This is a genomic window from Acidaminobacter hydrogenoformans DSM 2784 (genome assembly GCF_900103005.1).
Classification (GTDB): domain Bacteria; phylum Bacillota; class Clostridia; order Peptostreptococcales; family Acidaminobacteraceae; genus Acidaminobacter; species Acidaminobacter hydrogenoformans.
Window position 1 is genome coordinate 18,778 of the sequence record NZ_FMWL01000003.1, and the last position, 26,250, is coordinate 45,027.

At 50.4% G+C, this 26,250-nt stretch carries 20 protein-coding genes and 1 other annotated feature; of the genes, 1 reads left to right on the plus strand and 19 read right to left on the minus strand.

The window, feature by feature from the left end; all coding sequences use genetic code 11:
• Positions 1–84 precede the first annotated feature (84 nt).
• From BLP63_RS03845 to argS, 6 genes are all read right to left on the minus strand, one after another.
• Positions 85–906 carry an NAD(+)/NADH kinase gene (locus BLP63_RS03845; protein WP_092589585.1) on the minus strand — a complete coding sequence of 274 codons (822 nt, stop codon included), beginning with the start codon at positions 904–906 and terminating at the stop codon, positions 85–87.
• Between the two features lie 46 nt (positions 907–952).
• Entirely contained in the window at positions 953–1,693 is a 741-nt protein-coding gene (locus BLP63_RS03850) for a hypothetical protein (RefSeq protein ID WP_092589586.1), read from the minus strand.
• Positions 1,681–3,483, minus strand: a complete 1,803-nt coding sequence (locus BLP63_RS03855) for a B12-binding domain-containing radical SAM protein (protein ID WP_170829275.1) — start codon at positions 3,481–3,483, stop codon at positions 1,681–1,683. Before BLP63_RS03855 ends, BLP63_RS03850 begins: the two co-directional genes overlap by 13 nt.
• Positions 3,484–3,490: 7 nt before the next feature.
• A complete protein-coding gene (gene bshA / locus BLP63_RS03860) occupies positions 3,491–4,711 on the minus strand; it encodes an N-acetyl-alpha-D-glucosaminyl L-malate synthase BshA (RefSeq protein ID WP_242870781.1) in 1,221 nt (406 codons plus the stop codon).
• Positions 4,677–6,332, minus strand: coding sequence for a bacillithiol biosynthesis cysteine-adding enzyme BshC (gene bshC, locus BLP63_RS03865; protein ID WP_092589588.1), 1,656 nt, complete (start codon positions 6,330–6,332; stop codon positions 4,677–4,679). Before bshC ends, bshA begins: the two co-directional genes overlap by 35 nt.
• 159 nt (positions 6,333–6,491) lie before the next feature.
• Complete coding sequence (argS, locus tag BLP63_RS03870; RefSeq protein WP_092589589.1) at positions 6,492–8,195, minus strand: arginine--tRNA ligase; 1,704 nt, start codon at positions 8,193–8,195, stop codon at positions 6,492–6,494.
• A 550-nt stretch (positions 8,196–8,745) separates the two neighbouring features.
• Here argS and BLP63_RS03875 point away from each other — a divergent pair.
• On the plus strand, positions 8,746–9,585 hold the full coding sequence (locus BLP63_RS03875) for a rhomboid family intramembrane serine protease (protein ID WP_139159770.1): 840 nt from the start codon (positions 8,746–8,748) through the stop codon (positions 9,583–9,585).
• Positions 9,586–9,679: 94 nt separating this feature from the next.
• Here the strand turns inward: BLP63_RS03875 and BLP63_RS03880 are convergent, their stop codons facing one another.
• From BLP63_RS03880 to thrS, 13 genes are all read right to left on the minus strand, one after another.
• The gene (locus BLP63_RS03880; RefSeq protein ID WP_092589591.1) at positions 9,680–10,144 is read right to left on the minus strand and encodes a DUF523 domain-containing protein; all 465 of its coding nucleotides are present in this window, start codon (positions 10,142–10,144) and stop codon (positions 9,680–9,682) included.
• 49 nt (positions 10,145–10,193) lie between these two features.
• The gene (locus BLP63_RS03885; RefSeq protein WP_092589592.1) at positions 10,194–12,563 is read right to left on the minus strand and encodes an endonuclease MutS2; all 2,370 of its coding nucleotides are present in this window, start codon (positions 12,561–12,563) and stop codon (positions 10,194–10,196) included.
• 39 nt (positions 12,564–12,602) lie between these two features.
• Positions 12,603–15,032: a U32 family peptidase gene (locus BLP63_RS03890; RefSeq protein ID WP_170829276.1), complete on the minus strand. Its 2,430-nt coding sequence runs from the start codon at positions 15,030–15,032 to the stop codon at positions 12,603–12,605.
• A gap of 138 nt (positions 15,033–15,170) precedes the next feature.
• A complete protein-coding gene (locus tag BLP63_RS03895) occupies positions 15,171–15,713 on the minus strand; it encodes a cell division protein ZapA (protein WP_092589594.1) in 543 nt (180 codons plus the stop codon).
• Positions 15,714–15,898: 185 nt separating this feature from the next.
• The gene (pheT, locus tag BLP63_RS03900; RefSeq protein WP_092589595.1) at positions 15,899–18,295 is read right to left on the minus strand and encodes a phenylalanine--tRNA ligase subunit beta; all 2,397 of its coding nucleotides are present in this window, start codon (positions 18,293–18,295) and stop codon (positions 15,899–15,901) included.
• 15 nt (positions 18,296–18,310) lie between these two features.
• Positions 18,311–19,330 (minus strand): phenylalanine--tRNA ligase subunit alpha, encoded by a 1,020-nt coding sequence (gene pheS, locus BLP63_RS03905; RefSeq protein WP_092589596.1) that lies wholly within the window; start codon positions 19,328–19,330, stop codon positions 18,311–18,313.
• Between the two features lie 83 nt (positions 19,331–19,413).
• Positions 19,414–19,654, minus strand: a binding site (T-box leader).
• Positions 19,655–19,823: 169 nt separating this feature from the next.
• On the minus strand, positions 19,824–20,618 hold the full coding sequence (locus BLP63_RS03910) for a TrmH family RNA methyltransferase (protein WP_092589597.1): 795 nt from the start codon (positions 20,616–20,618) through the stop codon (positions 19,824–19,826).
• Between the two features lie 85 nt (positions 20,619–20,703).
• The gene (locus tag BLP63_RS03915) at positions 20,704–21,354 is read right to left on the minus strand and encodes a potassium channel family protein (protein WP_278278120.1); all 651 of its coding nucleotides are present in this window, start codon (positions 21,352–21,354) and stop codon (positions 20,704–20,706) included.
• Positions 21,355–21,372: 18 nt separating this feature from the next.
• Entirely contained in the window at positions 21,373–22,749 is a 1,377-nt protein-coding gene (locus tag BLP63_RS03920) for a TrkH family potassium uptake protein (RefSeq protein ID WP_242870782.1), read from the minus strand.
• Positions 22,750–22,907: 158 nt separating this feature from the next.
• The gene (rplT, locus tag BLP63_RS03925; RefSeq protein ID WP_092589599.1) at positions 22,908–23,267 is read right to left on the minus strand and encodes a 50S ribosomal protein L20; all 360 of its coding nucleotides are present in this window, start codon (positions 23,265–23,267) and stop codon (positions 22,908–22,910) included.
• A gap of 18 nt (positions 23,268–23,285) precedes the next feature.
• Entirely contained in the window at positions 23,286–23,483 is a 198-nt protein-coding gene (gene rpmI / locus BLP63_RS03930) for a 50S ribosomal protein L35 (RefSeq protein ID WP_092589600.1), read from the minus strand.
• Positions 23,484–23,511: 28 nt separating this feature from the next.
• Positions 23,512–24,114: a translation initiation factor IF-3 gene (gene infC / locus BLP63_RS03935; protein WP_092589601.1), complete on the minus strand. Its 603-nt coding sequence runs from the start codon at positions 24,112–24,114 to the stop codon at positions 23,512–23,514.
• Positions 24,115–24,239: 125 nt separating this feature from the next.
• Positions 24,240–26,156, minus strand: coding sequence for a threonine--tRNA ligase (gene thrS / locus BLP63_RS03940; RefSeq protein WP_092589602.1), 1,917 nt, complete (start codon positions 26,154–26,156; stop codon positions 24,240–24,242).
• Positions 26,157–26,250: the final 94 nt, after the last annotated feature.

Below are 26,250 nucleotides of genomic sequence, written 5' to 3' on the forward strand. Positions count from 1 at the left end.
ACACTTCCGTACCATTTCCGTACCACCTCTGTCCCAGTTCTGCACCGGTTCAGTCCTGGCATTGTTTCCTGGGGTTTTCCACCCTCAGTCGCTGAGCACGCGGCTGACCCGCTTGTCTATGATTTTATTTCTGAACAGCTCAAAATAATCATAATCTCCGTATCTCAAAATCTTGACCTCTTTGTGTGCTGCCCGTACAGAAATCTGGGAGATAAAGTCGTCCGTCACCTTCCTGCCGTCACAGGCCACAATGACAGCCCGCAGCTGAGCTTTGACAATTGAGAAATCAATCACAGTCTCAATAGGCACGACCATGGATGTTTTTAACGGCCTGTTGATGCTGTTGTCATTCGCGTGAATAGGTGTAATCTGATACACCGGCAGCTCCGAATGCGTCGCCACGCCACCGGCCCAAATGGCATAGCCCGTCGAACCTATTGGCGTTGAAATGATGAAGCCATCCCCGGTAAAATAATTGAACGGCTTCCCGTCAATATAGATTTTTACCTCAAGGAGCCGGGGTTCCAGATGCTTGATCAGAATTTCGTTGAAAGCGTAGCCGTCAATCTGCTCCCCGTTGACGGTTTTGCAGCGCACTTCGAGCAGCGGATAGCTCTGTATGGCATAGGCTTTGGTATCTAAAAGCTCCAAAATAATGTCAAGCTGATTGGGCGGTACACTGGGCAAAAATCCAAGGGTGCCGGTATTGACGCCAAGGAACGGAATCTTCAGCGTCCTGTAACGCCTAATCGCACTGAGCATAGTGCCATCACCGCCAATGACAATGATCAGGTCCGCGCCTTCGGAAACAATTTTGTATCCAGCCGCTGTCAACATCCGAAATAGTTTGTCCTTTACTTCCAAAGATGTTTTTTTAGTATTGCTGTACAGTGTGATATTTTTCAATCAGGACCACCGCCTTATGAGATGTAGACCGACAAAGCTGTATGCATCAGTCATTCCGGTACATGGTTTCTGTAAAGAGGCGCTTGCGCCTCGTCGTTTTATAGAGGACATCAAACAGATACCCCCTGTAGATCATTCCGAAACTGATTAATCCCGCTGAGACCACACTCATAACGAGTAAATTGAGCCAACCCAGGCCAAAAGCATAGAGCCCTCCATCAATCAAAGCTCGAACAGCGAGAAGGATCGCTATAATAACCGCGTTGGGCACCAGCCACTCAATGGCATTTTCCCTCGTGAATTCAACGGTTTTCACAAAGGTTTCCGGTTCGCTGAAATATTTTTGGTAGATCATCTCAGGCAGTGGATTCAAAATGACAAAAACAAAGAAATAAACAGCTGCCAGCACAAACCCCAGCCCCATGGCATTGAGGATTGGCGACAGCAGCAAGCTCGCGCCGTAATTCGCGACCCACATCACAAAGAGCACCATGTAAACCTTCCTGAAATGCACTGTAAATCCATTTTTAAAATCTTCCAGATCAAACTTTCTCCTTGTAATGACCTGATGGATGATGTGCAAATAATCCGAAATAATGGCAGCCTCAACAACAAAAATCAAAATACCTCCCAGGAAGCCCATCATGGAAGCAACGGTTGCTGCAACCATAGTCAGAGCCATATAGGGGATCGCGAGCAAAAAAAGCAGCCAGTTATTCAGGAAGGTGCCAACCGCTTTCTTGAAAACGGAGCGATTGGTCAGTACCAAGTCTTTCAGGATTTCCATAATTTCACCTCAAGGCTCGCTTGCGCGTATTCATAGTGCCCATTCACAGCGGATCGCCGGGTCGTGTCCACCCAGCCCAGCCACACTGAATCCTGCTGCGGCTGGACCTCAGTGACGCCCTCCAGCCAGGCTTTGACGTCAAAGTCGAAGAGCTGATACCTGACACGTTTTAAAATTGTCTTCACTGGCAAGGACGCGTCTGAAGTCCTGAGCGCATCATGGATCAGCCCTCTGACCATTTCAGGCATGTCGCTCTCCCGGCGCCTTTTGGCCAGCGCTACCAGGCAGTCATAGTCAAGAAGCCCTCTAAATACCGGATCATACCAGCTTTGTTCTTCAAGATAAGCCTCCAGGTGACTGTAATGCGCTTCACTCCTGTAAGCCTGCTGATCATAGCCTCTGCCTCTGAAAAACTCAGAGAGCCCAGTGAAGAAGGCCGATGGTAACAGGCCGCTCCTGCCAAGGGCATAGCTCAGTGTCTGGGTGAAGCCATGGCTATTGTAAAAAATGTCAACCAGCGCTTCAACGCGCTTAAGCTGCGTGAGCTCAGCAAAGCTTAACTTATGGTTGCCAAGGACTTCATAAGGCGGATGATCCTCTTTGATGTACCCGTATTTCCCCGCTTCCTCAGAAAGCGGCGAGCCTGGGATCAGTTTCAGGAATCCAAGCTGCAAGGCGTGGGGACTTAGGTTGTAAACCTCATCAAAGGAGTTCAAAAACCGCTCATAAGTTTCAAATGGAAGACCCGCGATCAAGTCAAGGTGGAGATGGACATTCCCAAGGGCTCTCAGTTTCCTGCAAACCTCCGCAGTCCTCTCAAAGGGCAATGGCCTTTGAACCGCCGTCATGGCTTCCTCGCAGGTCGACTGTACGCCAATCTCAAACTGGAATTGGCCTGGTCTTGCCTTTGACAAAAGCTCAATCTCTTCCTCCCTGATCAGGGCTGCTGTGATTTCAAAGTGAAATCCGGTTATGCCATTATCATGCTCTATCAAATATCGAAAAATTGTCTGGGTTCGAACAGGATCAATATTGAAGGTCCGGTCCACAAACTTGACCTGCATGACCTCCGCCTTCAGGAATTTTTCTAAATCATCCAGAACTCGGTCGAGACCAAACACCCGGACACCGGGTTCCCTTGAAGACAGGCAATACGCGCAGCGATAGGGACAGCCCCTGGAAGCTTCATAGTAAAGCATGCGTTGTCCGCCGAGCTCCTCTTCTTTGTACGGAAATGGGATGCTGTCCAGCGCTTTGATCAGCGGCGCCTTTCCATGGTTGACGACGCCCTCCGGCGTCCGTTCCACCAAACCGGGAATCCCGAAATTCCCCCTGTTGATCTGCCTTTCAATATAATCTCCCAGGATTTTCTCGCCTTCACCTGTAACAACGGCATCCAGATAACTATAAGCTTTCAGAAAGCTTACTGCATCATAAGCACTCTCAGGTCCACCGAACAGGATCACCGTCCCTGGCAAAACCTTTTTCAAAGACGCCGCCAGCTTCAGGGTGGCTTCAACATTCCAGATATAAACGGAAAAGCACAGATAGTCAGGGCCGGCCTCAAAAAGTGTTCTGAGAATCTGCTCATGAGGCTGGTTGATAGTGAATTCATGGAGCGTGACGCGGACTGAATCCTGCCCTGGTTCAGCACCACCTGCTGAGTCGAGCTTATGTCGGGGATCAGGGGAACCAACCGTAAAGCGCTGCTCCAAAGCGGACCGCAGATAACGCAGGCTGAGGCTCATATGTGTATAGCGTGAATTAAGTGTGGTCAATATGACGTTCAAAGGAATCCTACCTCTCGGATGCGGGGGTGTGACGGGGCTCAGACAGCAGTCTTTCATAAAGGGCGACGTATTGGGACGCAATCGTTTTTTCTTCAAATAAGGAAATGGCTCTGATGCGGGCGGCAGAAGCCATCTCATTGTAGCGAACTGAATCAGAAAGAATAGAGACAGCGTCTTCAATCATCTTCTCAGTATCGCCCACTTCTGACAAAGCGCCACAGATGCCGTCTTCAACGACCTCCGGTATACCGCCGGTGCGGCTGGCAATCACCGGCACCTCACACGCCATAGCTTCAAGGGCCGCCAGTCCGAAGCTCTCCTTCTCCGAGGGCAGCAGGAAAAGATCCGAACATGACAAGAGGGCTGCCACGTTGTCTTGCTTGCCCATGAAGTGGACGCGGTCTCTAAGGCCAAAGCGATCCGTCAAGTCATAGGCCGTACGCATTTCAGGGCCATCCCCTACAAGCATCAAATGCGAAGGGCATCTGGCGTTGACTCCCCTGAAAATTTCCAGGACATCCTGGATGCGCTTGACAGGTCGAAAATTTGAGATGTGTATGAGCAGCTTCTCTTCAACAGGAACTTTAAGACGACTGCGTGAGCATAGTGCCTGCTGCCGGCTGTACTGAGAAGCGTTGATAAAATTGTAAATTTTTTGTATAGGCCTGGCAATGTTTAAGGTTTTAAGGGTATATTGCTTCAAATCATCTGAAACAGCGGTCAAGGCATCCATTTGGTTGAGGCTGAATTCGGTAACGTCCCTCAAGCTTTGGTCTTCAGACATAATGGTCACATCCGTCCCATGAAGGGTCGTTACGGTTCTGACCTGAGACCCCAGCATCTGCGCCGCCATGTGGACGGCCATAGTGTGAGGCACAGCGTAATGGGCATGGAGGATCTGAAGGTTCTCCCGGCGGGCGACTTCATAAATTTTGTTGGCAAGGGCCAAAATGTAGGGCGGATATTTGAAAACCGGATAATTGGAGACGTCCACTTCGTGGAAGAAGATGTTTTCGTGGAAGGCCATCAATCGGAAAGGTTTGTCATAAGTGATGAAGTGGATCTCATGGCCAAGATCCGCAAGGTGTATGCCAAGCTCAGTCGCGACGACGCCGCTGCCGCCATAGGAGGGGTAACAAACCATTCCAATTTTCAAGCGCGATAGCGCCTGTGGATCACGAATGGGTTGCTGGCTATCCGAGGAGGATAATCCTGTGCTCCGGATCATAGTCAACCTCCCCCAGCAAAAAATCTATCAGTGTATTGCCCTGGTCCGCGTAATATTGAAGAATGGAAAGGGTGCGTTCCTGAAGGTTTCCACCCGGCATCAATTGGTCCTCTACAGCATTCAGGTCCTGTGTAATCTGTCTGTGATTGCGTCTGTGGAACCGGTGGGCCTTCTCCTTCAAATAGCTCATCTGGGATTTGATAATGTTTATATTCTTTTCTGCCAACGTCTTGAGATCCGGACTGATTTCCAGAACGTTCTCAAGCATGGTCCTATATTCTGCCTCAAATTTTGAAGTGTAATCGTCAAACAGCGTATCAATCCTGACATCATCCCGGAGATCCAGAAGATAGTCCCTGATGGTGCTGATCCCGCACATCAGGACGTTCTCAGGGGACAAATCATACTGATCCAGCATCTTTGTGACATCTTTTGGTACCAGTGTGAAGTTTTCACGCGGGTAAAAGATTGGCGGCTGCTTTCCAAACACTGGGTAGACCTTGTCCAGCTGGCCGTAATAATTGAGTTCGCCAGGCCCCGCTACATAGGCCAGGGTGGGCAGGAGCACATCCTGAACTACTGGCCTGAGAACGACATTGGTGCTGAAATCCTGCGGCCGGCTGACTGCCCTCTCAAGAAGTTCTTCCTTCGTGTAGTAATGCTTTTGCGCTGTGCTCTCGCAGTAAAAGCCTTCTGAATCCCTCCGCAGTGCCAGCCGTTCTTCGTGTTCATAGATGAAGAGCTGAAGGCCTTGCGCGTCAAACTCAATGGCTTTCTGAAAGCCGAGGCGCTCCACCTCTTGACTTTGTTTCTCCAAAGCACTGACCACCTCAGGCTGCCTGTTAATGGCCGTTTGAAAAAAACCGGATTCCAGTGCTCTCAGCTCAGGCAGCATAGGATCCAGCATGACTAAGCCATAGTCATGAAAGAGACGGCTCATGATGCGACCAAACCAATTGCTCAGGGAATCCTTTTCTATAAAGGTGGTCGACAGCAACGCTTCGAAGTGTTCTATTGGCTCATCACCGGAAAAATCAGAAAGGATCTGCTCAATGGACTGCCTGACACTGCTGTTGGTTTCAAGGTGACCCACGGACATTTTTTTTAAATTGACGCGCTTCAAAGTTTGGCGGTCTGTTTTGTCAATGACGACCTTTCTGAGCTTACCTCCGGTCAGGTATTGGGCTGCCCTGATTTCTTGAAAGTCATGGTCCTCAGAGGCGATCCAGAAGACGGGGACCACCGGCCGCCCCAGTGCCTTTTCAAGACTGGAGGAAAGCTTCAGAGTTGAGATCGCTTTGTAAACTGTATAAAGGGCGCCTGTAAAAATGCCGGCTTGTTGTCCTGTGACAACCACGACAGCCTCTTGCTGTCTGAGCTTGTCTATGTGCTTCAGGGTCTTCTCAGAGCCACCGAGACTTCTGTTGTACATTTCCAGAGCATCACACAGTACTTTGCGCTCTACGGGCTGCGCCTCGAGGGCCTTCAACCTGCGCTGAAGGCTTTCTGGATCGCGAAAATTCAGGCTGTATAAAGTGCCGACCCGTGGGTCGTGATTCACATAAGCGGCGGAAAGTCCCTTGAAAATGTTATATTGACTGGATTGCGCGCGAAGTTCCATAGCAACCTTCCTTCATGATTTGACTTAACAGAACTATTATATCACAAACAAACCGGTCAACGAGCCCTTTAAAGGCTGAATTGACCGGCTTGTATTTGATGCTTTTCAGGTTGACGCAGGAGCCGGGCAGTTCGTGACGTTTGTGACGACGCTTGCCGACTACATTTTGACCGGCGCTTTAAGGCTGATCAGGAATAGAGCGTTCTTAATGGTTTGTCGCGTCGCGTCGACCAGAGCCAGACGCGCTGTTGAAAGCACCTCATCCTCAGAGAGGATTGGGTGATCATGGTAAAAGCGGTTGAACTCCTGAGCTAAGTTGACGACATAGCGGGTAATCAAAGACGGTTCGTACTTTTCACCAGCGTCAATTACGATTTCAGGGAACTGGCGAATCAGCTTGACGACCTCACTGGTTGCGCTGTCGCCTAACTTTGAAAAATCAACCGGTTGCTTAAGCAGTTCTGGGGCAGCTTTTCTCAATACGCTGCATGCCCGGGCATGGGTATACTGGACGTAAGGTCCTGTTTCGCCGTCAAAGGAAAGGGTTTTGTCGAGACTGAAGGTATAATCCTTGATCCGGTTGTTTGAAAGCTCCTGGAAGACGACCGCGCCTATGCCAACCTGCGCTGCCACTTCGTCTTTGTGTTCGAGATTTGGATTTTTTTCCGCAATAATTTCTTTTGTCTTTTCAACTGCTTTCTTCAAAACCTCTTCGAGGAAGACCACACGGCCTTTACGGGTCGACAGAGACCCTTCCTCAAGGGAGACTGTACCAAATTCAACGTGAACACAATCCTTGACCCAGTCGTAGCCCATCAGTTCAACAACCTTCATCCACTGCTGGAAGTGCAGCTTTTGAGGGGCACCGACAACGTAGACATTTTTGTCAAAATTATAATGGTTCTTTCTGTAGATCGCAGCGGTGATGTCTCTGGTCAGATAGAGGGTTGAACCGTCTTTTTTGGTGATGAGCGCAGGCGGCATGCCATAGGGCTCGAGGTCGACGATTTCAGCACCATCGGAAACCTTCATGATGCTCTTTTGGCGCATCTCCTCCAAAACCGCTGGCATTTTATCCGAATAGAAGCTTTCACCCGCATAGGAATCAAAATGAACGTCCAGCATGCCGTAAACCCTGCTGAACTCCTTCAGGCTGATATCCCTGAACCACTCCCAGAGCTCATAGGCCTCAGGATCATTGTCTTCGAGCCTCTTGAACCAGTTTCTGGCTTCGTCCTCCAGTGATGGGTTGACCTCCGCTTCGTCATGGAATTTGACGTAGATTTTCAGCAGCTCCGGAATAGGATCCGCCTCAATGGTCGCCCTGTCCCCCCACAGCTTGAAAGCGACAATAAGTTTTCCAAACTGAGTTCCGTAATCGCCAAGGTGGTTGATGCCAATAGTGTTGTACCCCAAAAACTTATGAATCCTGTAAAGGGCATTGCCAATCATAGTACTGCGGATGTGCCCCATGTGAAAGGGCTTGGCAATATTCGTGGAGGAGAATTCCACAATGACGGTCTTTCCTTCACCTTTTGTGGAAGAGCCGTAAAGATCCCCAAGCTCCAGGACATCCTTAAGGACATCCTCAGCGAGCTGGGCCTTATCCATGGTAAAGTTGACATAGGCACTGGCCGCCTCTACTTTTTCATAAAGCGGATCACCGGAAACCTTCTCAGCGAGCTCAGCCGCGATCAGGTTAGGCGCCTTCTTCAGCGCCTTGGCGTAACGAAAGCACGGGAACGCGAAATCTCCCATGTCCGTGTATTTTGGAAGCTCAATAAGTGCTGCTATTTCTTCTTCTGTCGCGATCTCAAGATGCGGCGCCAAGTGTGATGCAATGATTTTTCTGTAATCCTTCACGTTATTCCCTCCAGCAGATTCTCTTTTATAAATGTTCGTCAGCAGTGCTGCATCTTACTAAACACGGTTTTTCAGTCTGGGTCAGCAGACTGTCAGCCGCTGAAAATCAAAAACGCCCCTATCCAAGGATAGAGACGAAATAACCGCGTTACCACTCTAATTGACTCCCGGTTAAAACCGGAAATCCTCTCAGATCCCATAATGGCGGATACACCAGCGCGCTCAGCAGCTATAGGCCTGACGCGCGTCTCCGGGGCGCGATTTCAAAGAAAGGTCCGCGTCATCCTCTCACCCTCGATGACTCGCTGAAACAGACGGTTTCCACTACTTTCCCCTTCAAAGACACTTTGACAGCAACTTAATGCCCTAAATTAAATTCAAAATCAGTTTACCACAGCCTCACGAGAGAATCAAGGGGTGGAAGCGACCTGTCTTAGGCCCTTTAACGCGTTTAATCGTGGTGGTTTTACGAATAACCGCACTGATGACAGACATGCCTTGAACATCCGGGGTCACTTTGCTATCATGGAGATATTGCGAGGTGTTCACCATGATATTGGAGCAAACCAGAAAGCCCATATTTCTTAGTCATATATTGATACTCATCAATGTAGCGGTCTTTCTGATCATGATGTTTTTTGATTCAAGCTTGTCCACATTGACGCTGATTCGCTTTGGCGCCAAAATCAATTACCGCATAGCAGACCTGGAGCTTTACAGATTGGTCACACCCATGTTTCTGCACGCCAATCTCCTTCACTTGGGCTTCAACAGCTATGCCCTCCATTTGTTTGGCAGGGATACGGAGATGATCTTTGGCCGGACCCGTTTCCTCATCATTTATTTTGCAGCAGGGATCACAGGGACAGTGGGAAGCTTCCTGTTTAACGACAATATCTCTGTAGGCGCTTCTGGCGCGATCTTTGGATTGATTGGCGCCAACCTGTATTTGTTTACACTGAATAAAGACGTTTACCGCAGAATTTTTGGCAATGATATCTTCGTGCTGCTGGGTATCAACGTCGCCTATGGCTTTATCAATCCCATGATTGACAACACGGCGCATATGGCAGGTCTGTTCGGTGGTTTTCTGGCAGCCTGGTCCGTGGGGTATCGCTATCAAGTCAAGTATACCTGGAAAAATTGGGTCGCCAGAACCGCATTAATCCTAACCGTAACCGGAGGCCTCACCTTTGGTCTGCCGGCTTACAGGGACTCCGCAGAATATTTTTTCAAGAAAGGCTATTTTTCAGCTGTGGAGGGGCAGATCAGCATAGCGCTTGAAGCGCTGAATACCGGGGCCCAGAGGTATCCTGAAGACGAACGCTTTCCATCCCTGATCGGAGAAATTGAAAATCTCATTCAGGAGCTTAATCTAAACTCAAACTAAAGCTCAAACACAAAACACAAAACTCAAAAAGCCTCCGCAAGGGGTGCATTATGCTTTACAGCATAGCGCCCTTCCCGGAGGCTTTTTCAATGGTTTACAACGCTTTTTCAGAGATCACGGGGATTCCATTTTCTCTCAGTTTGCACACGGTGAGCCCTGCCCCTGGAAGTTTAACCCCGGAGAAGGTCCCATCATAGATCAAACTGCTTCCGCAGGAAGGGCTGCCTTCCTTCAGAATAGCCACCTCAACCTTGAGCAATTTGAAAAGCGCAAGAGTCTCCTCTGCGCCGCGCTCAAAGGCTGCCGTCAGATCCGCCCCCTCTTTTGAGACGACCTTTCCACCCATAATTTCCGCGGGTGGACGCGGCGTCGTCAAACCGCCAAGCTGTTCAGGACACACGGGGATCAGCGTAAAGCGGTCCGCGAGCGCCTTAACCGACGACTCAGCATAGTTGCTGGTGCCATCATATTTGCACCGCACCCCCAAAAGACACGCGGAGACGCCAATCCGGGATCCTGCAGGCACTGTTCTGAGATCAAACGTAAGGTCCACTGCCATAGCAAATGCCACCTCCTGAATACCACACTTAAAGGTCAATCCCCAGCTTCTACTTCAACTCCAAAACTGTAACGCCCAAGCCCCCCTCGCCATAGACGCCGTCTCTGGCTGTCTTGACGTGTGGGTGGTTCTTGAAATAGGGCTTAAGCCCCGCCTTCAAGGCGCCGGTTCCAATGCCATGGATAATCCTGACGGATTTAAGGTTCGCAAGACTGGCATCATCCAGATACTTGTCCAGCTCCGCCATTGCCTCCTCGACATTGAGCCCTCTGAGATCTATCTCGGTTTTTGCGTTCACTGTCTTGTTCTCAAAACCCCGGCCGCCTTTTCCCTGGCGCTTTGCCTGGGCCGGCTTTTCCTCAATTTTCTTGAGATTGCTCAAATTGACGCTGATCTTCATTATGCCCACCTGAACCATCAGTTCACCTTTGTCGTCCGGCAAGGTGACAACATTGCCCTTTTGATTCAAATGGACCAGCTGGACGAGATCCCCAAGCCTCAGATCTTTTGGCGGTTCCACCTCATACAGGTCCTCAAGAAGCGGTGTCTGAAGCTCATCCATATTGGACTTGAGCTTCCGTCGAAGCTCTTCCACTCTGCGCAGGTGGTCTTTTGACAAACCTCCGGAGATTTCCCTAAGTTCCCTTGCCAGCGCGTCCGCTTCTTCCTTTGCTTCTTTAAGGAGCTTTCGAGCTTCTTCTTTCGCTTCGCGAATGAGCTTTGCCCGTTGCTCCGCAATTTTTTCATCCTTCTCTTCCAGGGATTTTCGAAGCTTTTCAGCGTCGACCCTCATGCGAATAGCTTCATCCCGTTCAGCCTCTGAGGTCTTCCTGTTGTTTTCAATCTTCGCAAGAACATCCTCAAAAGCAATGGCATTTGTTTCAATCCAAGTTTTAGCGCTTTCAACGATTTCTTTGCTGAGCCCCAGCTTTCTGGAGATTTCGAAAGCATTAGACTTGCCGGGTACCCCAATCAGCAGTCTGTAGGTTGGGCTCAAGGTCTCCACGTCAAACTCCACGCTGGCATTTTCAACCCCTGGGGTTACCAGCGCGAACTCTTTCAGCTCACTGTAATGGGTGGTCGCCACCGTGGTGACCTTCCAGTCGAACAGCTTTGTCAGAATTGCCTTAGCCAGAGCAGCCCCCTCTGTAGGATCCGTACCGGCACCGAGCTCATCAAACAGCACCAGCGAGTTCGCGTCCACGTGGTTTAATATGTCAACAATATTGGTCATATGGGAAGAAAACGTGGAGAGGCTCTGCTCAATCGATTGCTCGTCCCCAATATCCGCGAAGACCTGATCGAAAACCGCAATATTAGAGCCGTGGTCCGCAGGTATATGGAGGCCGCATTGTGCCATGAGCGTCAGCAGCCCCACCGTTTTCAGCGTTACTGTTTTTCCCCCGGTATTTGGACCCGTGATCAACAGCGTCTTGAAGGTGTCGCCAATCCAAAAATTGCTGGGCACGACAGCCTTGGGATCGATCAGCGGATGACGTCCATTTTTGAGACGGATCTTTCCTTCACGGTTCAGCTCGGGAGATGAGGCTTTCATCTTGTGCGCCAGCTTCCCCTTGGCTAAAATCATGTCAAGCTGAATCAGCGTTTCCTGATTTGAAAGCAGCGCATCCGCTGATTCAGCTACTTCAGCAGTGATCTCCGTCAGAACCCTTACAATTTCCTCCTGCTCCTCCAGTCGGAGCTCTTTTAAACCATTATTCAGCTCCACTATGGCCAGTGGTTCAATATAGAGGGTCGATCCACTGCCTGACTGATCGTGCACCAGGCCTTTGATCATGTGCTTGTACTCACTTTTTACAGGCACCACGAACCGGTCCTGGCGAATGGTCACAAGGGCATCCTGCAGATACTTTTGATTGGACGTGTCGCGAATGATCGAATCCAGTTTGTTCCGAATCGCTTGATGCTTGTTTTCAATTTCCCGCCGGATTTTTTTAAGCGCGTGGCTGGCATTATCCGACACCAAATTTTCTCCCAAAATGGCATTGTTAATGGTGTCCTCAAGGTCCTTCACAGGCACCAACACCTCAGCCAAGCCTCTGAGAATAGGCATTTCACTGCCTTCTCCAGCGTTTTTCAAAATGAACTGCCTGACATTTCTGGCGGTTCGGAGGCTGTCCGAAACCTCCATGAGCTGCCCCGGCGACAAAAAAGATCCTATAGCGGAGATCTTCGCATGAGGCCTCAAATCGTGAACCGGTCCAAAGGGCGGACTGGAGTGGCGCATAATCAGCGCGCTCGCTTCGTCCGTTTCCCTCAGTCTTTCACGCACCTCTTCCATATTCCCGCTAGGCTCAAGGTCGAGGACGCGCTGCCTGGTCAAGCTGCAGGAAACGAGCTCAGCGAGCATGGCAATAATTTTGGGAAGTTCCAAGACGCGTAGTGATCTGGGATTCATGGGTACCCTCCTGAAAATGATTAGACGTTGACTAATATTCTAAAACACCCCACGGAAAAAATGTCCGTGAGTTCTTGGATATTCAGAGCGAACAGGCGTCCGTTTGCCTTCCAGCCGCTCCTGATGCACCGCCACAAGATCCATGATCTCGTCCGGTGATTCGATTGTAAAATGAAGCCTGTAACGCGTCACCCCGGCGGCGCTCAGCCGCTCCAGCTGATCTGAAAGATCCAGCACGGGGTTGTTGAGAATCTCTGTCCAGCACGGCCCGGTCTTGACAACAGGAAAAATTGCCCCCGTCTTGTCCCTGAGACCATAGGATTTCCCGCTGCAAAGCGCGCAGCCTTTGTCCGGCCCGCCAAGCCCTGTGCGAATAGGACAGTGCGGTGTCACCATCACCGGAAGGTGACCATAGCCCACAATTTCAAGGACGCCGCCTGAGGCTTTGCCGATGGTCTCAATACCTTCCCCCGTCAGCTCCGGCGACAAGGTGACGACCTCTGCGCCGAGAGCCCTTACCACCCGCTCCGAACCAGTGTTGAGCACATTCATGCCATAATCTGCTGTCACGTGCTCAGCAAACTGCTTCGCCCAGCCAAGCATTCCCGGGGAACTGACAACTATGCCTTCCGGCTTTATTGAACTTAGAAGCGTCGTATATTTTTCAAGCAGCCCGCTTGGATTTGGGCGGGTCCACTGCCAGGACAACTTGGCATCATACCTGGCAGCAAGGGCCTTCGCCTGTTCGAGCTCCATGACAGGGCCCCTGAAATAAACGTCCTTAAGGCCTGATTCCAGCACCAGATGAAGCCGCCCCAAATCAGGCACTGAGGCACAAAGCGTCACTTCAGGTTTGGCGACCTCTTCTGTGGCGCTTACTTCATCCGGCTGATGAACCACAGCTTCAATGATTTCACCCCTGGCTTCAAGAGCTTCAAGGCGCGCCTCATCCAGCCTCTGACCTGCCAGGCGTCTGGTTTCGTTGATGACCTTTATAGGCAAGGTCGCTTCACCATCAAGATTCAGATCAAACGCTGAAACCTCGTAAATGGTAGTACCGAGCTTTCCAAGCTGCTCCAGAAGCCGCTCACGGTCAAGCGGCCGCTTCAGCGCCGCTTCTGCAGGCAACTCAGAAACCGCACAGCCCCTGTTGCCCTGCGCATCCGTCAGACAAACTTCCAAAGGAAGTCCTACCTTCAGCGTCGCCGCCACTTGAACGGGAATACGTCTCGACGTCTCGTGAATCAGCCCTTGGATACGGTCCATTTCCTTCTTGTCATAGGTTCGCCTTAAGAGATCACCTTTATTGCAGGAAGACTTGTAGTTGATTCTGACTTTGCTGCCTTTTTCAGCGGATTTGATCCTCTGACCCCTCAGCAGGATATATTCGACGCGGCATCCGCTGCTTTCTTTCCCTTTTCTGATCTGGAGTTCGTCCCCAACAGTGAGGTCCTCCAGCAGCTCAACCTCGACCTCTTCCGCCCGGGCGTCAAACCGGATCACTTCAGCCGCTGGGATCCCCTGATTGCCTGGAATGTCTGCGCTGAGATAATCGCCGCCCCGCTCCCCGAGAACCCAGCCCTTTGTAAAGCCCCGGTTGAATATCTTCTCGAGATTTTTTTCTGTCTCCAGAAGCGCTTCCGGGCTCAGTGCTTCATTTTTAAGATGACGGTCAATGGCCGTCCTGTAAGCCTTCACCGTCTGGTAGACGAATTCAGGTCCCTTCATTCTGCCTTCAATTTTGAGGGCGGTCACCCCGGACTCCAGTATTTCGCCTATGTGCTCCAGCGTATTCAGGTCTTTGGGGCTCAGTCGGTACATACCGCTTTTACCGCCCACATTCTCCCCCGTCTCCAGGTCAATCAAATCATACGCCTGGCGGCAGGACTGGGCACACTGGCCTCTATTGCCGCTGCGACCGCCAATCATGCTGCTCATGTAGCATTGACCGGACACACTCACGCAAAGGGCGCCGTGGACAAACAGCTCAAGCTCAGCGCCCGTCTCGCGGTAAATAGCACGCGCTTCTTCAAGTCGCATTTCCCGGGGCAGGACAACCCGGTGCACACCAAGGGCCATCAGCGCTTTTACATCCTCCAGGTTTTGTGCGGCCATCTGGGTGGAGGCATGAACCTCCACCTGAGGATAGCGGCTTTGAACCAATTCCAGTACGCCAAGGTCCTGTACGATCCAGGCATCCAGTCCTATAGCTGCCATCCTGTCGAGGAACGCTGTCAGACCTTCTTTTTCATGATCATAGATCAGCGTATTCACCGTCAGATAAACGCGGACTCCCACAAGATGCGCCTCTCGAACAACTTCCCTAAGAGCGGCGTCATCAAAATTAGCCGCGCTGTGACGTGCACCAAAAGCATCACCGCCAAGATAAATAGCGTCTGCGCCAGCCTTAATCGCAGCCTCAAAGGAAGCTCTGCTTCCAGCAGGCGCGAGCAATTCAAATTTAGACATAATAAGTTTCCTTCTTTCAATAATGGGGCGCATAGAAGTCCGCAGTTCCTGACACTGATTCAGGTCCTCCGCGAATACCGCTTACCCTTGCCTTAACCCTCAAAAAAGTGGCGGAATTGCTCCCGCCACTTCATTGTATCAGCCTTCCTGAAAACTGTCGAGAAAATCGACCAGCTCCCGTTCTTTCAGCGACAGCTGCTCTAAAAGCTCTGCCTTCTCGGACTCCAGTACAATGACTCTGCTGTCCCGTTCGCTGATGGTACGGCTTTGTTCTTCAATTTTGAGTTTAAGCGCCACAATAGTCTTATCATGCTCTTTGGCGCTTTGTACCAGCTTGTCAAAATCTGTTGCCAACCGCTCATATTCCAAGCTTTTAAGCTCATAATTCCTCTGGAGGACTTCAATTTTATCCTGGACCTCCTGTTGGTTGATCGTAGGATCCTGAATTCGCTTTTCAAGCTCTTCATTGTGAGCCGCGATCTTAAGATACTCATCCGTGACATTGAGCGCCGTTAAAACGGCCATCATGGACGTACTGAGTTTCTTGTTCGCTGCTGCTATTTCCTTCATCTTATCGTCCACAACATTGGCAACGCGCTGCATATATTCCCTGGTGTCTTCACTGACCAATGTATATTCGTGGCCCATGATGCGGACGACGACTTTATTCTTTTCCGGCATATCCCCCGACCCCTTTCCTGCTGTGCGACAAATAGGTCTCCACTCTGAACGCGGCGGCACTTAAATATCAATGCGCCCAGTGCCATGCTCAGCACGGGAACCGCCGCTTCAGAGCTTCATTTGAATTATCTATTCGATACCCATTTAAAATTCCCTTCAACCTCAAACAAGAAAGTTAATAATTATTATCTCAGCTTCGCACCTACAGACTCCACAAGTGCTGCCAGCTGAGCATCAAAGACTTTGCTGACTTCAGCGTCTGTCAGGGTTCTGTCACTGGCACGGTAAACCAGCGCGTAAGCCATGGACTTGTGGCCGGCTTCGATCTGCTTACCTTTGTAGACGTCGAACAGCGCCACGCTCTCAAGGACCTTTCCGCCGTTTTTCCTAAGGATTTCAAGCATTTGGGCATTCGTCACTTCATCACGGACGAGGACAGCCAGATCCCGGCTCATGGCAGGGAACTTAGGCAGCGGATTGTATTTGCGGTCAAGATCTGCCTTCTCAATCAGCCATGCCAGCTCCAGCTCCGCCAGATAAGCCTTGCCTTCAAAGCCAAAGGCTTCGACGACCTTAGGATGCACCTCACCTACTGTACCAAGGCAGGTCTCTCCTTGGAAAACCTGAGCGCAGCGGCCTGGGTGATACGTCGTGTGCGTCGTAACAGGACGCCACTCGACGTCTTTAATGCCATAAACCTCCAGAAGGTTCTCTACGCTCCCCTTCATGGTAAAGAAGGATTCCTCCTGACCATAAGCACCCATGACCAAAGTCTGGCGCTCCTCAGGGAGTTCCTGAAGCGGTAAGGTCTGCGCGATAAAACGGTAACCAATTTCAAAAGCCCGTGCAGAAGGCAAACGTCTGTTGAAATTGCGTGCGAGCACTTCCAGCTGATTGGCAGCCAGAGTGGTTCTCATGACGCTATACTCTTCACCCAATGGATTGATGAGGCGGATCTGCAGTCTCTCCGGCGCGTCCTCCGGCAAATTCAGCCAGTCAGGCTGAGATGGGCTTACAAAGGAGTACGTGGAAGTTTCGTTGTAGCCGTCCGCGACCAGCTGTGACCGCGCTGCAGCCACTAAGGATTGGTTGTAGTTCAGACCGCCCGTGGAAGCGTCGTGAGGCAATGTCGTGTCAATCACGTCAAAGCCATACATTCTGGCGACTTCCTCGACCAGATCTATCTCTTTTTCCAGATCCAGACGATGCGCTGGCACTTGGCAGCGCAGGACGCCGCCCTCAATAGCGCAACTGATTTCCAGACGCTCGAGATACCCTTTGATCGCTTCCGTACTAAGCGCCGTGCCTATGATCGCGTTGATCCACTCAGGTCTTGCCACGATCTCCTTAGCTTCAAGCGGCTTCGGATAAACGTCAATGACGCCTGAAATTACATCCCCCGCATCAAGCTGCTGGATCAGCTGTACAACCCGGTCCACTACCGGCAGCACGTGACAGTGGGCAACGCCCTTTTCAAAGCGTGCTGACGCCTCAGTCCTAAGGCCAAGGACCTTGGAGCTGCGTCGGATATTCGTCTTGTCAAAGGAAGCGACCTCTATCAAAATATTCTTTGTCGCGTCCGTAATCTCCGTATTCTCACCGCCCATGATCCCCGCCAGTCCCACTGGATGTGTCGCGTCCGCAATGACCAGGGTTTCATGGTCCAGCGTTCTTTCCACGCTGTCAAGGGTCACGATCTTCTCGCCTTCATGGGCACGACGGACAATGATCTTGCCGCCGCCAAGGGTATCGAAGTCAAAGGCATGGATGGGCTGACCGTATTCCAGCATGACATAGTTCGTAATGTCGACAATGTTATTGATTGGCCGGACGCCCGCCTTCATCAGTCTGAGCTGCATCCACACAGGTGATGGTGCGATCCGGACATTTCTGACCACCTTGGCCGCATAACGGGGGCAGAGGTCGGAATCGAGGATTTCCACGGACGCAATCTCGTTAATGTTCCCGGCTTCCACAACATCTGCCCGTGGAATCTCAAGCTTAGGCCGTTCAAAGGTCGCAGCGGCTTCCCGGGCGATTCCCAGCATGCTGAGGCAGTCGGGACGGTTCGGCGTAATTTCAAACTCCACCACCTGGTCCGACAGCTCAGGGACAGCTTCTTGAAGCGGCGCGCCCAGCGGGAGCGGTCCGTCGAGGATATAAATACCATCGGCAAAGCGCTTTGGAATGACGTTGTCTGCAAAGCCCAGTTCTTCCAAAGAGCAGAGCATGCCGTCCGAGTCAATGCCGCGGAGCTTGCTCTTCTTGATCTTGACGCCGCCGCTGATCCAGGAGTTGTGCACCGCCACCGGAATATAGGCGCCTTCAAAGCAGTTGTCCGCCCCTGTGACGATCTGGGTGACGCGCTCGCCAAGATCCACCTGCATCACCCAAAGCTTGTCCGCCTCTGGATGTCGCACGATCTCGACAATTTTGCCTATGACAATGTTCTTGATGCCCGGGCAGACTTCGGAAATTGCCTCTGTCTTGGATCCGGACATGACCATACGGTCTTCAAAGTGGGTCAGGGAAAGATCCCCAATCTCCACATAATCTTTTAACCACGCTATAGGTACCAGCATATTATTCTCGCCCTCCTAAAACTGTTCAATGAAACGCATGTCATTTTCAAACATCAGACGGATGTCATCGATTTCCAGTCTGAGCATGGTGACGCGGTCGAGGCCCATGCCAAAGGCAAAACCAGTGTACTTTTCGGAGTCAATGCCACACTCCTCAAGGACGTTCGGATGGACCATGCCACAGCCCAGGATCTCGATCCAGCCGCTGCCTTTGCAGACCCGGCAGCCCTTGCCGCCGCATTTGAAGCAAGTGACGTCCACTTCTGCGCTAGGCTCCGTGAACGGGAAATAGTGCGGTCTGAACTTTGTCTTGGTGTGCTCGCCAAACAGGCGCTTCGCGAACACATCCAGGGTACCTTTGAGGTCCGCCATGGTGATGTTCTCATCTACAACCAGTCCTTCGATCTGATGGAACATTGGGGAATGGGTCGCGTCCAGCTCATCAAAGCGGAAACAGCGGCCCGGAGAAATAACTTTAACAGGCGGCTTGCTTGCTTTCATGGTCCTGACCTGTACCGGAGAGGTCTGGGTTCGCAGGAGGATTTCTTCAGTAATATAGAAGGTGTCCGACAAGCTTCGGGATGGGTGATCCGCCGGCGAGTTCAGGGCGTCAAAGTTATTGTAAACTGTGTCCACTTCTGGACCCTCTGCCACGCTGAAGCCCATGCCTATGAAGATATCCTGGATTTCGTTCAGGACCACCGTCAATGGATGCAAGTGCCCGCGCTTCTTCGCGACACCCGGCAGCGTCACGTCAATTTGCTCCTGGATAAGCCGGCCGCTCAGGGCGCTTTCCGCTTTTATGGTTTTCTCCGCTTCCAGCGCGGCTTCTATAGCTTCCCGGGCTTCGTTGATGATCCTTCCCATTTCCGGGCGATCTTCAGGCGCCACCGTGCCCATGGATCTCAGCAGTGTCGTCACTTCGCCTTTTTTACCGAGATATTTGACGCGAAGCGCTTCGAGCGCCGCCAGATCAGCCGCGCCCTTAATCTCGGACAGGGCCTGCGTCAACATGCTCTGAACATTGTCTTTCATTTCGTAGCTCTCCTCTCAATTCTTCATTTGATAGCCATTAGCCTTAACTTGGAGGTTTTGGACAAATAAAAAAATCCCCATCCCAAAGGGACGAAGATTCACTCCGTGGTACCACCCAATTGACGAGACGCTAAGAGCGCCTTGCCACTCATTGACAGTCCTTAACGCGGACCTTGCGTTTTCAGCTACTCACGGCATCAGGCGCCAGGTTCACCAAAAAAGCTCAGGAGGGAACTTCATCCACATCAAACCAAAAGGCTTACACCAATGCCTTTCTCTCTGAAGATTCGCGCTATGGACTACTCTCTCCGTCATTGCCAAAATTTCTTTGAGACAAGGTCGAAACTTTATGCCTTTAGAAATCTATGAACTGACTTCTGCCGCTGGATTTTCCGGACCGGTTTTCCAAGCATGGCACTATTTCACCTTCCATTCAATTGTAAATACTATAGCATACTGAAAAGGCAGGATGCAAGTGCCGTTTTCTCTTATTTTATTTAACACGCTGCTGACGGGCACCTTCAAAGAGGAGTACACCTGCCGCGACTGCTGCGTTCAAACTTTCCGCGCCGCCCCGGATAGGAATGCTGACACGCTGGGTTGACAAGGTCTGGATCTCTTCTGAGATGCCTTCAGCCTCATTGCCAACAACGAGGACGGTTGGCTTCGTCCAGTCAAATACAGCGTAATCTATGGAATTCTCAAGAACCGCCGCAGCGATTTCATAGCCTTTTTCTCTGTAGCTTGACAGCTCTCCAGCAAAATCCGCGCACTGAACCAGCGGCACATCAAAGAGTGAGCCCATGGTCGCCCTGACGACTTTTTCGTTAAAGGGCTCCACGCACCCTTTTGAAAGCAGCACCCCCCCTACACCTGCCGCGTCCGCGGTCCTTAAAATCGTACCCAGATTACCCGGGTCTCTGATTTGGTCAAGGGCTAAAATCAAATTGCCCTCCAGTGGCCTTGGCTGAAGCTCCGGCATTTTTGCGACGCCAAGACACCCTTGAGAATGGACCGTCTCTGATAAAACGTCAAAGAGCTCACCCTCCAGGATCATGACACTGACACCCGCTGCCTCTGCCTGCTCAGAGAGACGTGACAGCTCCGGCCGGTCTGACTCTCTAAGATCCAGGATCAAATTTTGCAGCGGCCATCCGCGCTCCAAAACGTGGCGCACCAACCGCACACCCTCAATCAGAAACGCCCCCTGTTGAGTGCGGTGTTTCTTTGAAAGAAGACTTTTTATCGATTTATAAGCCTCGTTCTGCGAGGATGAAATATGCTTCATTTAGCGCTTGCTCCCTTCCAAACCACTGATGCTTCTTGACTTCAGTCTGCGGGGCAAGTGATCCCCCCACCGCCTGCATAGTGTTTTAAGATTTATCAATGCGGTTCAAGTCATCATTGTGTCCAATAACCACCAGGACGTCACCTTCCCGGATGACATCCTCCGGGCCCACGGCAACTTTGATATCATAGCCCTGTTTAATGGCCATGACGTTGACGCCGTATCTGGCCCGGATATTAAGCTGTCTCAGATTTTTCCCAATCCAGCGTTCGAGGGCAACAATTTCTACAATACTGTAATCCGGCGCCAGCTCTATGTAGTCGAGAATGTTGTCAGAAACCAGATTCTTCGCGATTTTGACGCCCATCTCACGCTCCGGGAACACCACACGATCTGCCCCGGTCTTGTAAAGGACCTTGCCATGCAGCTCATTTTGAGCTTTGGAGATGACATATTTGACCCCAAGCTCCTTGCACATGAGCGTGATCAGGATTGAGGACTGAATGTCAGAGCCAATTGTGACCACCGCAACATCAAAGTTCCGGATTCCAAGCGAGCGTATGGTCTGCTCATCTGTGGCATCCGCCTGAACGGCATACGTCACTGATTCTGAGATCGTCTGAATAATTTCTTCGTTTTTGTCAACAACCATAACTTCTTCGCCGAGCTCAGTCAGCTTCATGGCGACGCTGCTTCCAAAGCGGCCGCAGCCTATAACCACATATTGCTTTTTCAAAGGGAACACGCTCCTCATTTAACCAACATTGACTTTACTTTCCGGATACCTGACCAGTGCTCTGTTCATGGACTGCCGTCTTGCCAAGGCCATGACCAGCGTCATTGGACCGAGACGCCCAAAAAACATGGTGACGGCAATCACAAGCTTACTGACATCATTTAAGCTCGACGTAATCCCGGTACTAAGTCCAACAGTACCAAAAGCGGACACGGTTTCAAAAAGCAATTCCATAAAACCCAAATCGCGTTCATTAAATGACAGGATCATGGTCACCATAATCACGAGAGCCAACGCCAGACTCATGAGTGCCAGCGCCCGGCTGATCAGGATTTGGGAAACCCTGCGCTTAAACATGACCGTTTCCTCGTAACCGCCAATGACAGAACCTATGTTGAAAATTATCAATCCAAAGGTCGTGGTCTTGATCCCGCCGGCTGTGGAAGCAGGACTCCCACCAATGAACATGAGGACCATAGTCATCAGCAGTGAGCTCATAGTCAGTTTATCCGTAGGCAGCGTATTAAAGCCCGCCGTTCGCGGCGTTATAGATTGAAACAAAGCCGCCTGAAGCTTTTCCAGGAGACTTAGATGGCCCAGAGTGTCCGGGTTACTGTACTCCACCAGAAAGAAAAAGGCTGTGCCTATGGCAATTAAAACCGTAGTGACTGTCACAGCCAGCTTTGTGTTGAGCTGAAGGGTTTTGAAATCCCTTTTCGTCACAATGTCAGAAAGTATTGTAAAGCCAAGGCCGCCTGTCACAATCAACCCCATAACTGTAAAATTGACCACCGGATCCGCGACGTAAGCCGTCAAGCTTGTAAAATTACCCATTAAATCAAAGCCAGCATTGCAAAAAGCTGACACTGAATGGAATATTGACAGAAATAAGCCACGCCCAAATCCAAACTCTGGAATAAACCTGGTTGACAGAAGTATTGCGCCCAAAGCCTCCAGGGAGAACGTCATGATCAAGACATTAATAGTAACCCGGACAACGCCTGAAATGTTTTGATGGCTCAAAGCTTCCTGCATGACCAGCCTGCTTTTCAGCGAGATTTTCTTACCCACGACCAGCGCGAACATGGTGGCCATGGTCATAAATCCCAATCCGCCAATCTGAATGAGAATCAGGATGACACTCTGACCGAACAGTGTCCAATGTGTTGCGGTGTCTACCACGACAAGCCCTGTCACACAGACCGCTGATGTCGCGGTAAATAAAGCGTTGATAAATCCCACACTCTCAAAAGACTTTGAAGCAATAGGCAAATCCAAAAGCAAGGCGCCCAGAAGGATAATACCGCTAAAACCGAGTGCCAGCACCTGAGCGGGATTCAAGTCTATCATTCTATCGTTTTGCTCGCGCTTTGCGTAGCCCAACCAAGTTCTCATCTACCCACCCCCGCCTTGAAATTTCAGCTATAAGAATTATACCACAATTATGATTTTAACTCGTTTACAAATAGCAAAAAGACCACTGCGGGGCAGTGGTCTTCATCTCACTGTCTACATTTGTCGACAGGTCGCATCTTCTTTTAAGACCGGATGAATTACTTCGCGAGGCTGGACTTCGCAGTCTCAACCAGCTTTGAGAAGCCAGCCGGATCATGGATTGCCATTTCAGAGAGCATTTTACGGTTGATTTGAACGTTGGCTACTTTAAGGCCGTTCATGAATCTGCTGTAGCTCATGCCGTTGAGGCGTGTCGCAGCGTTGATACGCGCGATCCAAAGCTTTCTGAAGTCTCTTTTGCGGTTCTTTCTTCCTACATAAGAAGAACGAAGGGAACGCATCATAGCAGGGTTAGCCGCTCTGAAGACTTTGCTCTTTTGTCCGTAGAAGCCCTTAGTTAATTTGAGGACTTTTTTATGTTTTTTCTTGGCGTTTAACGCCTTTTTAACTCTTGCCATTATATTAACCTCCTGATCTTAAGAATAAGGCAACATAGCTTTGATACGCTTCATGTCGCTGCTTGAAACCATAGTTGCTTTTCTGAGATTACGCTTTCTCTTAGGCGTCTTCTTAGTCAGGATATGGCTCGTGTGTGAGTGTTGACGCTTGAGTCCACCGCTACCAGTTACTTTAACGCGCTTTGCCAAGCCTCTGTGAGTTTTCATCTTTGGCACGCTCGTTTCCTCCCTTCAAATTGACAAATTATTTTTTAGGTGTGAATATCGCTACGAGAGTACGTCCCTCAAGAGACGGCTTCTTCTCGATATCTCCGCTGTCTGCAATCAATTCAGCAAAGTTTTTAATGACGGCTTCGCCCAAGTAAGCATGGCCCATTTCTCGTCCGCGGAATCTGAGAGATACCTTGACCTTGTCACCCTTTTGAAGAAACTTGGCAGCACTCTTGGCTTTCGTCTCAAGGTCGTGTTCCTCGATATTAAGTCCGAGTCTGACCTCTTTCAATTCAACCGTCTTTTGTTTTTTGCGCGCTTCTTTGTCGCGCTTCGACATCTCGTACTTGTGCTTGCCATAGTCCATGATTCTACAAACTGGCGGTACGGCCTGCGGCGCAATCTTGACCAGATCGAGCTTCTTCTCGGCTGCCAGCTCCAAGGCTTCCTTGGCAGACATAATACCGAACTGTTCCCCATCTTCACCGATTACTCGGAGCTCGCGGTCACGTATGGCTTCATTGATCTCAGTCTTTTTGTTAATATTCCTTGCACCTCCTGAAAAAAAATAAAACGGGTTTCCAAGTAAGAAACCCGCTAAAAAGACAAGAATCGACCAGACAATAGTGTCCAGCATTCAAAGGTATGTCTTTCATGAACCCGGGCGTGCCTTTGCAGCCGGGTGAGAAGCGAGCTTCTTCTTGATTAACAACATACGTATCTTATCACGCTGCACCTGACGTGTCAAGCGTCCTCATACAATTAATAAAATTTTCTTTCCGCAACTTCTGATGCCACCATTTCAGCAAAATCCTCGACACTGAAGACACCAAGCTCGCCACGATCTCTGGATCTGACTGAAAGATTTTTATCTTCAATTTCTTTTTCACCGACGACCAGCATGTAAGGTACCTTCTCAAGCTGAGCCTCGCGAATCTTATACCCTACTTTTTCACTGCGATCATCCAGTTCAACTCTGAGGCCTTTTGCCTTGAGAGCCTTCATGATCTCTTCACCATAAGCCGCGTGACGGGATGCTACTGGCAAAATCTTAACGTGGACCGGTGAGAGCCAGGTTGGGAATTTACCGGCAAAGTGTTCAATGAGAATACCCATAAAGCGCTCGATAGAACCGTACACAACCCTGTGAATCATGACAGGTCTGTGGCGTTCGCCGTCCCGCCCTATATAAGTCAGGTCAAAGCGCTGTGGCATCTGCATGTCCAGCTGAATCGTGCCGCACTGCCACGTTCTTCCAATACAGTCCTCAAGGTGGAAGTCAATTTTAGGACCGTAGAAAGCACCATCCCCTGGATTCAGCTTATACTTCATGCCCGCTTCTTCCAGAGCAGCCTTGAGTGATGCCTCCGCGTATTCCCATTCCTCCTGGGAACCCATTGAATCCTCTGGACGTGTAGACAACTCGACGTGATATTTGAACCCGAATTTAGTGTAGACCTCATCGACGAGATGCGCGACATTCTTAATCTCGTCCTTAATTTGCTCTGGCAGCATGTAGATATGTGCGTCGTCCTGAGTGAAAGCTCTAACGCGCATTAACCCATGGAGTGCTCCGGAAAGCTCATGTCTGTGCACACGCCCTACCTCGCCCACGCGGAGAGGGAAATCCTTGTAGGAGCGCATTTCCGTTTTGTAAACGAGCATGCTGCCCGGACAATTCATAGGCTTAACCGCGAAATCCTCTTCGTCGATCGTCAAGGTGTACATATTGTCGCGATAGTGGTACCAGTGTCCTGACGTCTCCCAGAGATGGTGGTTCAGCATGATTGGCGTCTCAATTTCCTCATAGCCGGCGCGGTCATGCACCTCTCTCCAGTATTTCATCAGCTCGTTCTTGACGACCATACCCTTTGGCAAAATGAATGGGAAGCCTGGTCCCTCCTCGAGCAGGGCAAACAATTTAAGCTCTTTTCCGAGTTTTCGGTGATCCCGCTTTTTCGCTTCCTCCAGTCGCGTAATATAAGCCTCAAGCAAACTTGCTTTAGGGAATGACGTTCCATAAACCCTTTGAAGCATTTTGCGGCTGGAATCGCCTCTCCAGTAAGCACCGGCGACACTCAGGACTTTGATGGCTTTTACCCTGTCCGTAGCCGGTACGTGAGGCCCCGCGCAGAGGTCCACAAACTCGCCTTGTTTGTAGAAGGAAATGATCTCATCCTCAGGAAGGTCGCGGATCAGTTCCACCTTATAGGACTCACCCTTTTCCTCCATAAATTTAATCGCTTCGTCTCTTGGAAGCTCGAACCGCTCGACTTCATAGGCTTCTTTGACAATCTTCTTCATTTCCTCTTCAATCAAAGCAAAATCTTCTTCTGTGAAGATGTGCTCAGAGTCGAAGTCATAGTAGAAACCATTGTCAATAGCCGGGCCTATGGCAAGCTGCGTTCCCGGGAACAGTCGCTGAACCGCTTGGGCCAGGATGTGAGAAGACGTGTGACGGAATGCGTCCTCGCCGTCCTCTTCCTCAAATTTCAAAATTTCAATTTCCGCATCTTTCTCCAGCTTGTAGAACATGTCGACGACTTTGCCATTCACTACGCCAACCAAGCCTTCTTTTGCCAGCCGTCCGCTGATTTCCTTAGCCACATCCATTAGGGGGGTGCCTTTTTCAACTTCGCGGATTGATCCGTCTTTCAACGTCAATTTGATTTTTTCCATTTTGATAACCTCCTTATTTGCAATAAAAAAACTCCCGTGCCGCCATGACAGATGATTTTCAGCATCAATCATGGGACGAGAGTTACTCGCGGTT

Bases quoted from the DNA above. Each gene is read 5' to 3' on its own strand.
- BLP63_RS03910 (WP_092589597.1), bottom strand. From the start codon at position 20,618: ATGAAGCATATTTCATCCTCGCAGAACGAGGCTTATAAATCGATAAAA.
- bshC (WP_092589588.1), bottom strand. From the start codon at position 6,332: ATGGAACTTCGCGCGCAATCCAGTCAATATAACATTTTCAAGGGACTT.
- BLP63_RS03885 (WP_092589592.1), bottom strand. From the start codon at position 12,563: ATGAATCCCAGATCACTACGCGTCTTGGAACTTCCCAAAATTATTGCC.
- rplT (WP_092589599.1), bottom strand. From the start codon at position 23,267: ATGGCAAGAGTTAAAAAGGCGTTAAACGCCAAGAAAAAACATAAAAAA.
- thrS (WP_092589602.1), bottom strand. From the start codon at position 26,156: ATGGAAAAAATCAAATTGACGTTGAAAGACGGATCAATCCGCGAAGTT.
- BLP63_RS03880 (WP_092589591.1), bottom strand. From the start codon at position 10,144: ATGGCAGTGGACCTTACGTTTGATCTCAGAACAGTGCCTGCAGGATCC.
- infC (WP_092589601.1), bottom strand. From the start codon at position 24,114: ATGCTGGACACTATTGTCTGGTCGATTCTTGTCTTTTTAGCGGGTTTC.
- bshA (WP_242870781.1), bottom strand. From the start codon at position 4,711: ATGATCCGGAGCACAGGATTATCCTCCTCGGATAGCCAGCAACCCATT.
- BLP63_RS03850 (WP_092589586.1), bottom strand. From the start codon at position 1,693: ATGGAAATCCTGAAAGACTTGGTACTGACCAATCGCTCCGTTTTCAAG.
- BLP63_RS03875 (WP_139159770.1), top strand. From the start codon at position 8,746: ATGATATTGGAGCAAACCAGAAAGCCCATATTTCTTAGTCATATATTG.
- BLP63_RS03920 (WP_242870782.1), bottom strand. From the start codon at position 22,749: ATGAGAACTTGGTTGGGCTACGCAAAGCGCGAGCAAAACGATAGAATG.
- BLP63_RS03890 (WP_170829276.1), bottom strand. From the start codon at position 15,032: ATGTCTAAATTTGAATTGCTCGCGCCTGCTGGAAGCAGAGCTTCCTTT.
- pheT (WP_092589595.1), bottom strand. From the start codon at position 18,295: ATGCTGGTACCTATAGCGTGGTTAAAAGATTATGTGGAGATTGGGGAT.
- pheS (WP_092589596.1), bottom strand. From the start codon at position 19,330: ATGAAAGACAATGTTCAGAGCATGTTGACGCAGGCCCTGTCCGAGATT.
- BLP63_RS03895 (WP_092589594.1), bottom strand. From the start codon at position 15,713: ATGCCGGAAAAGAATAAAGTCGTCGTCCGCATCATGGGCCACGAATAT.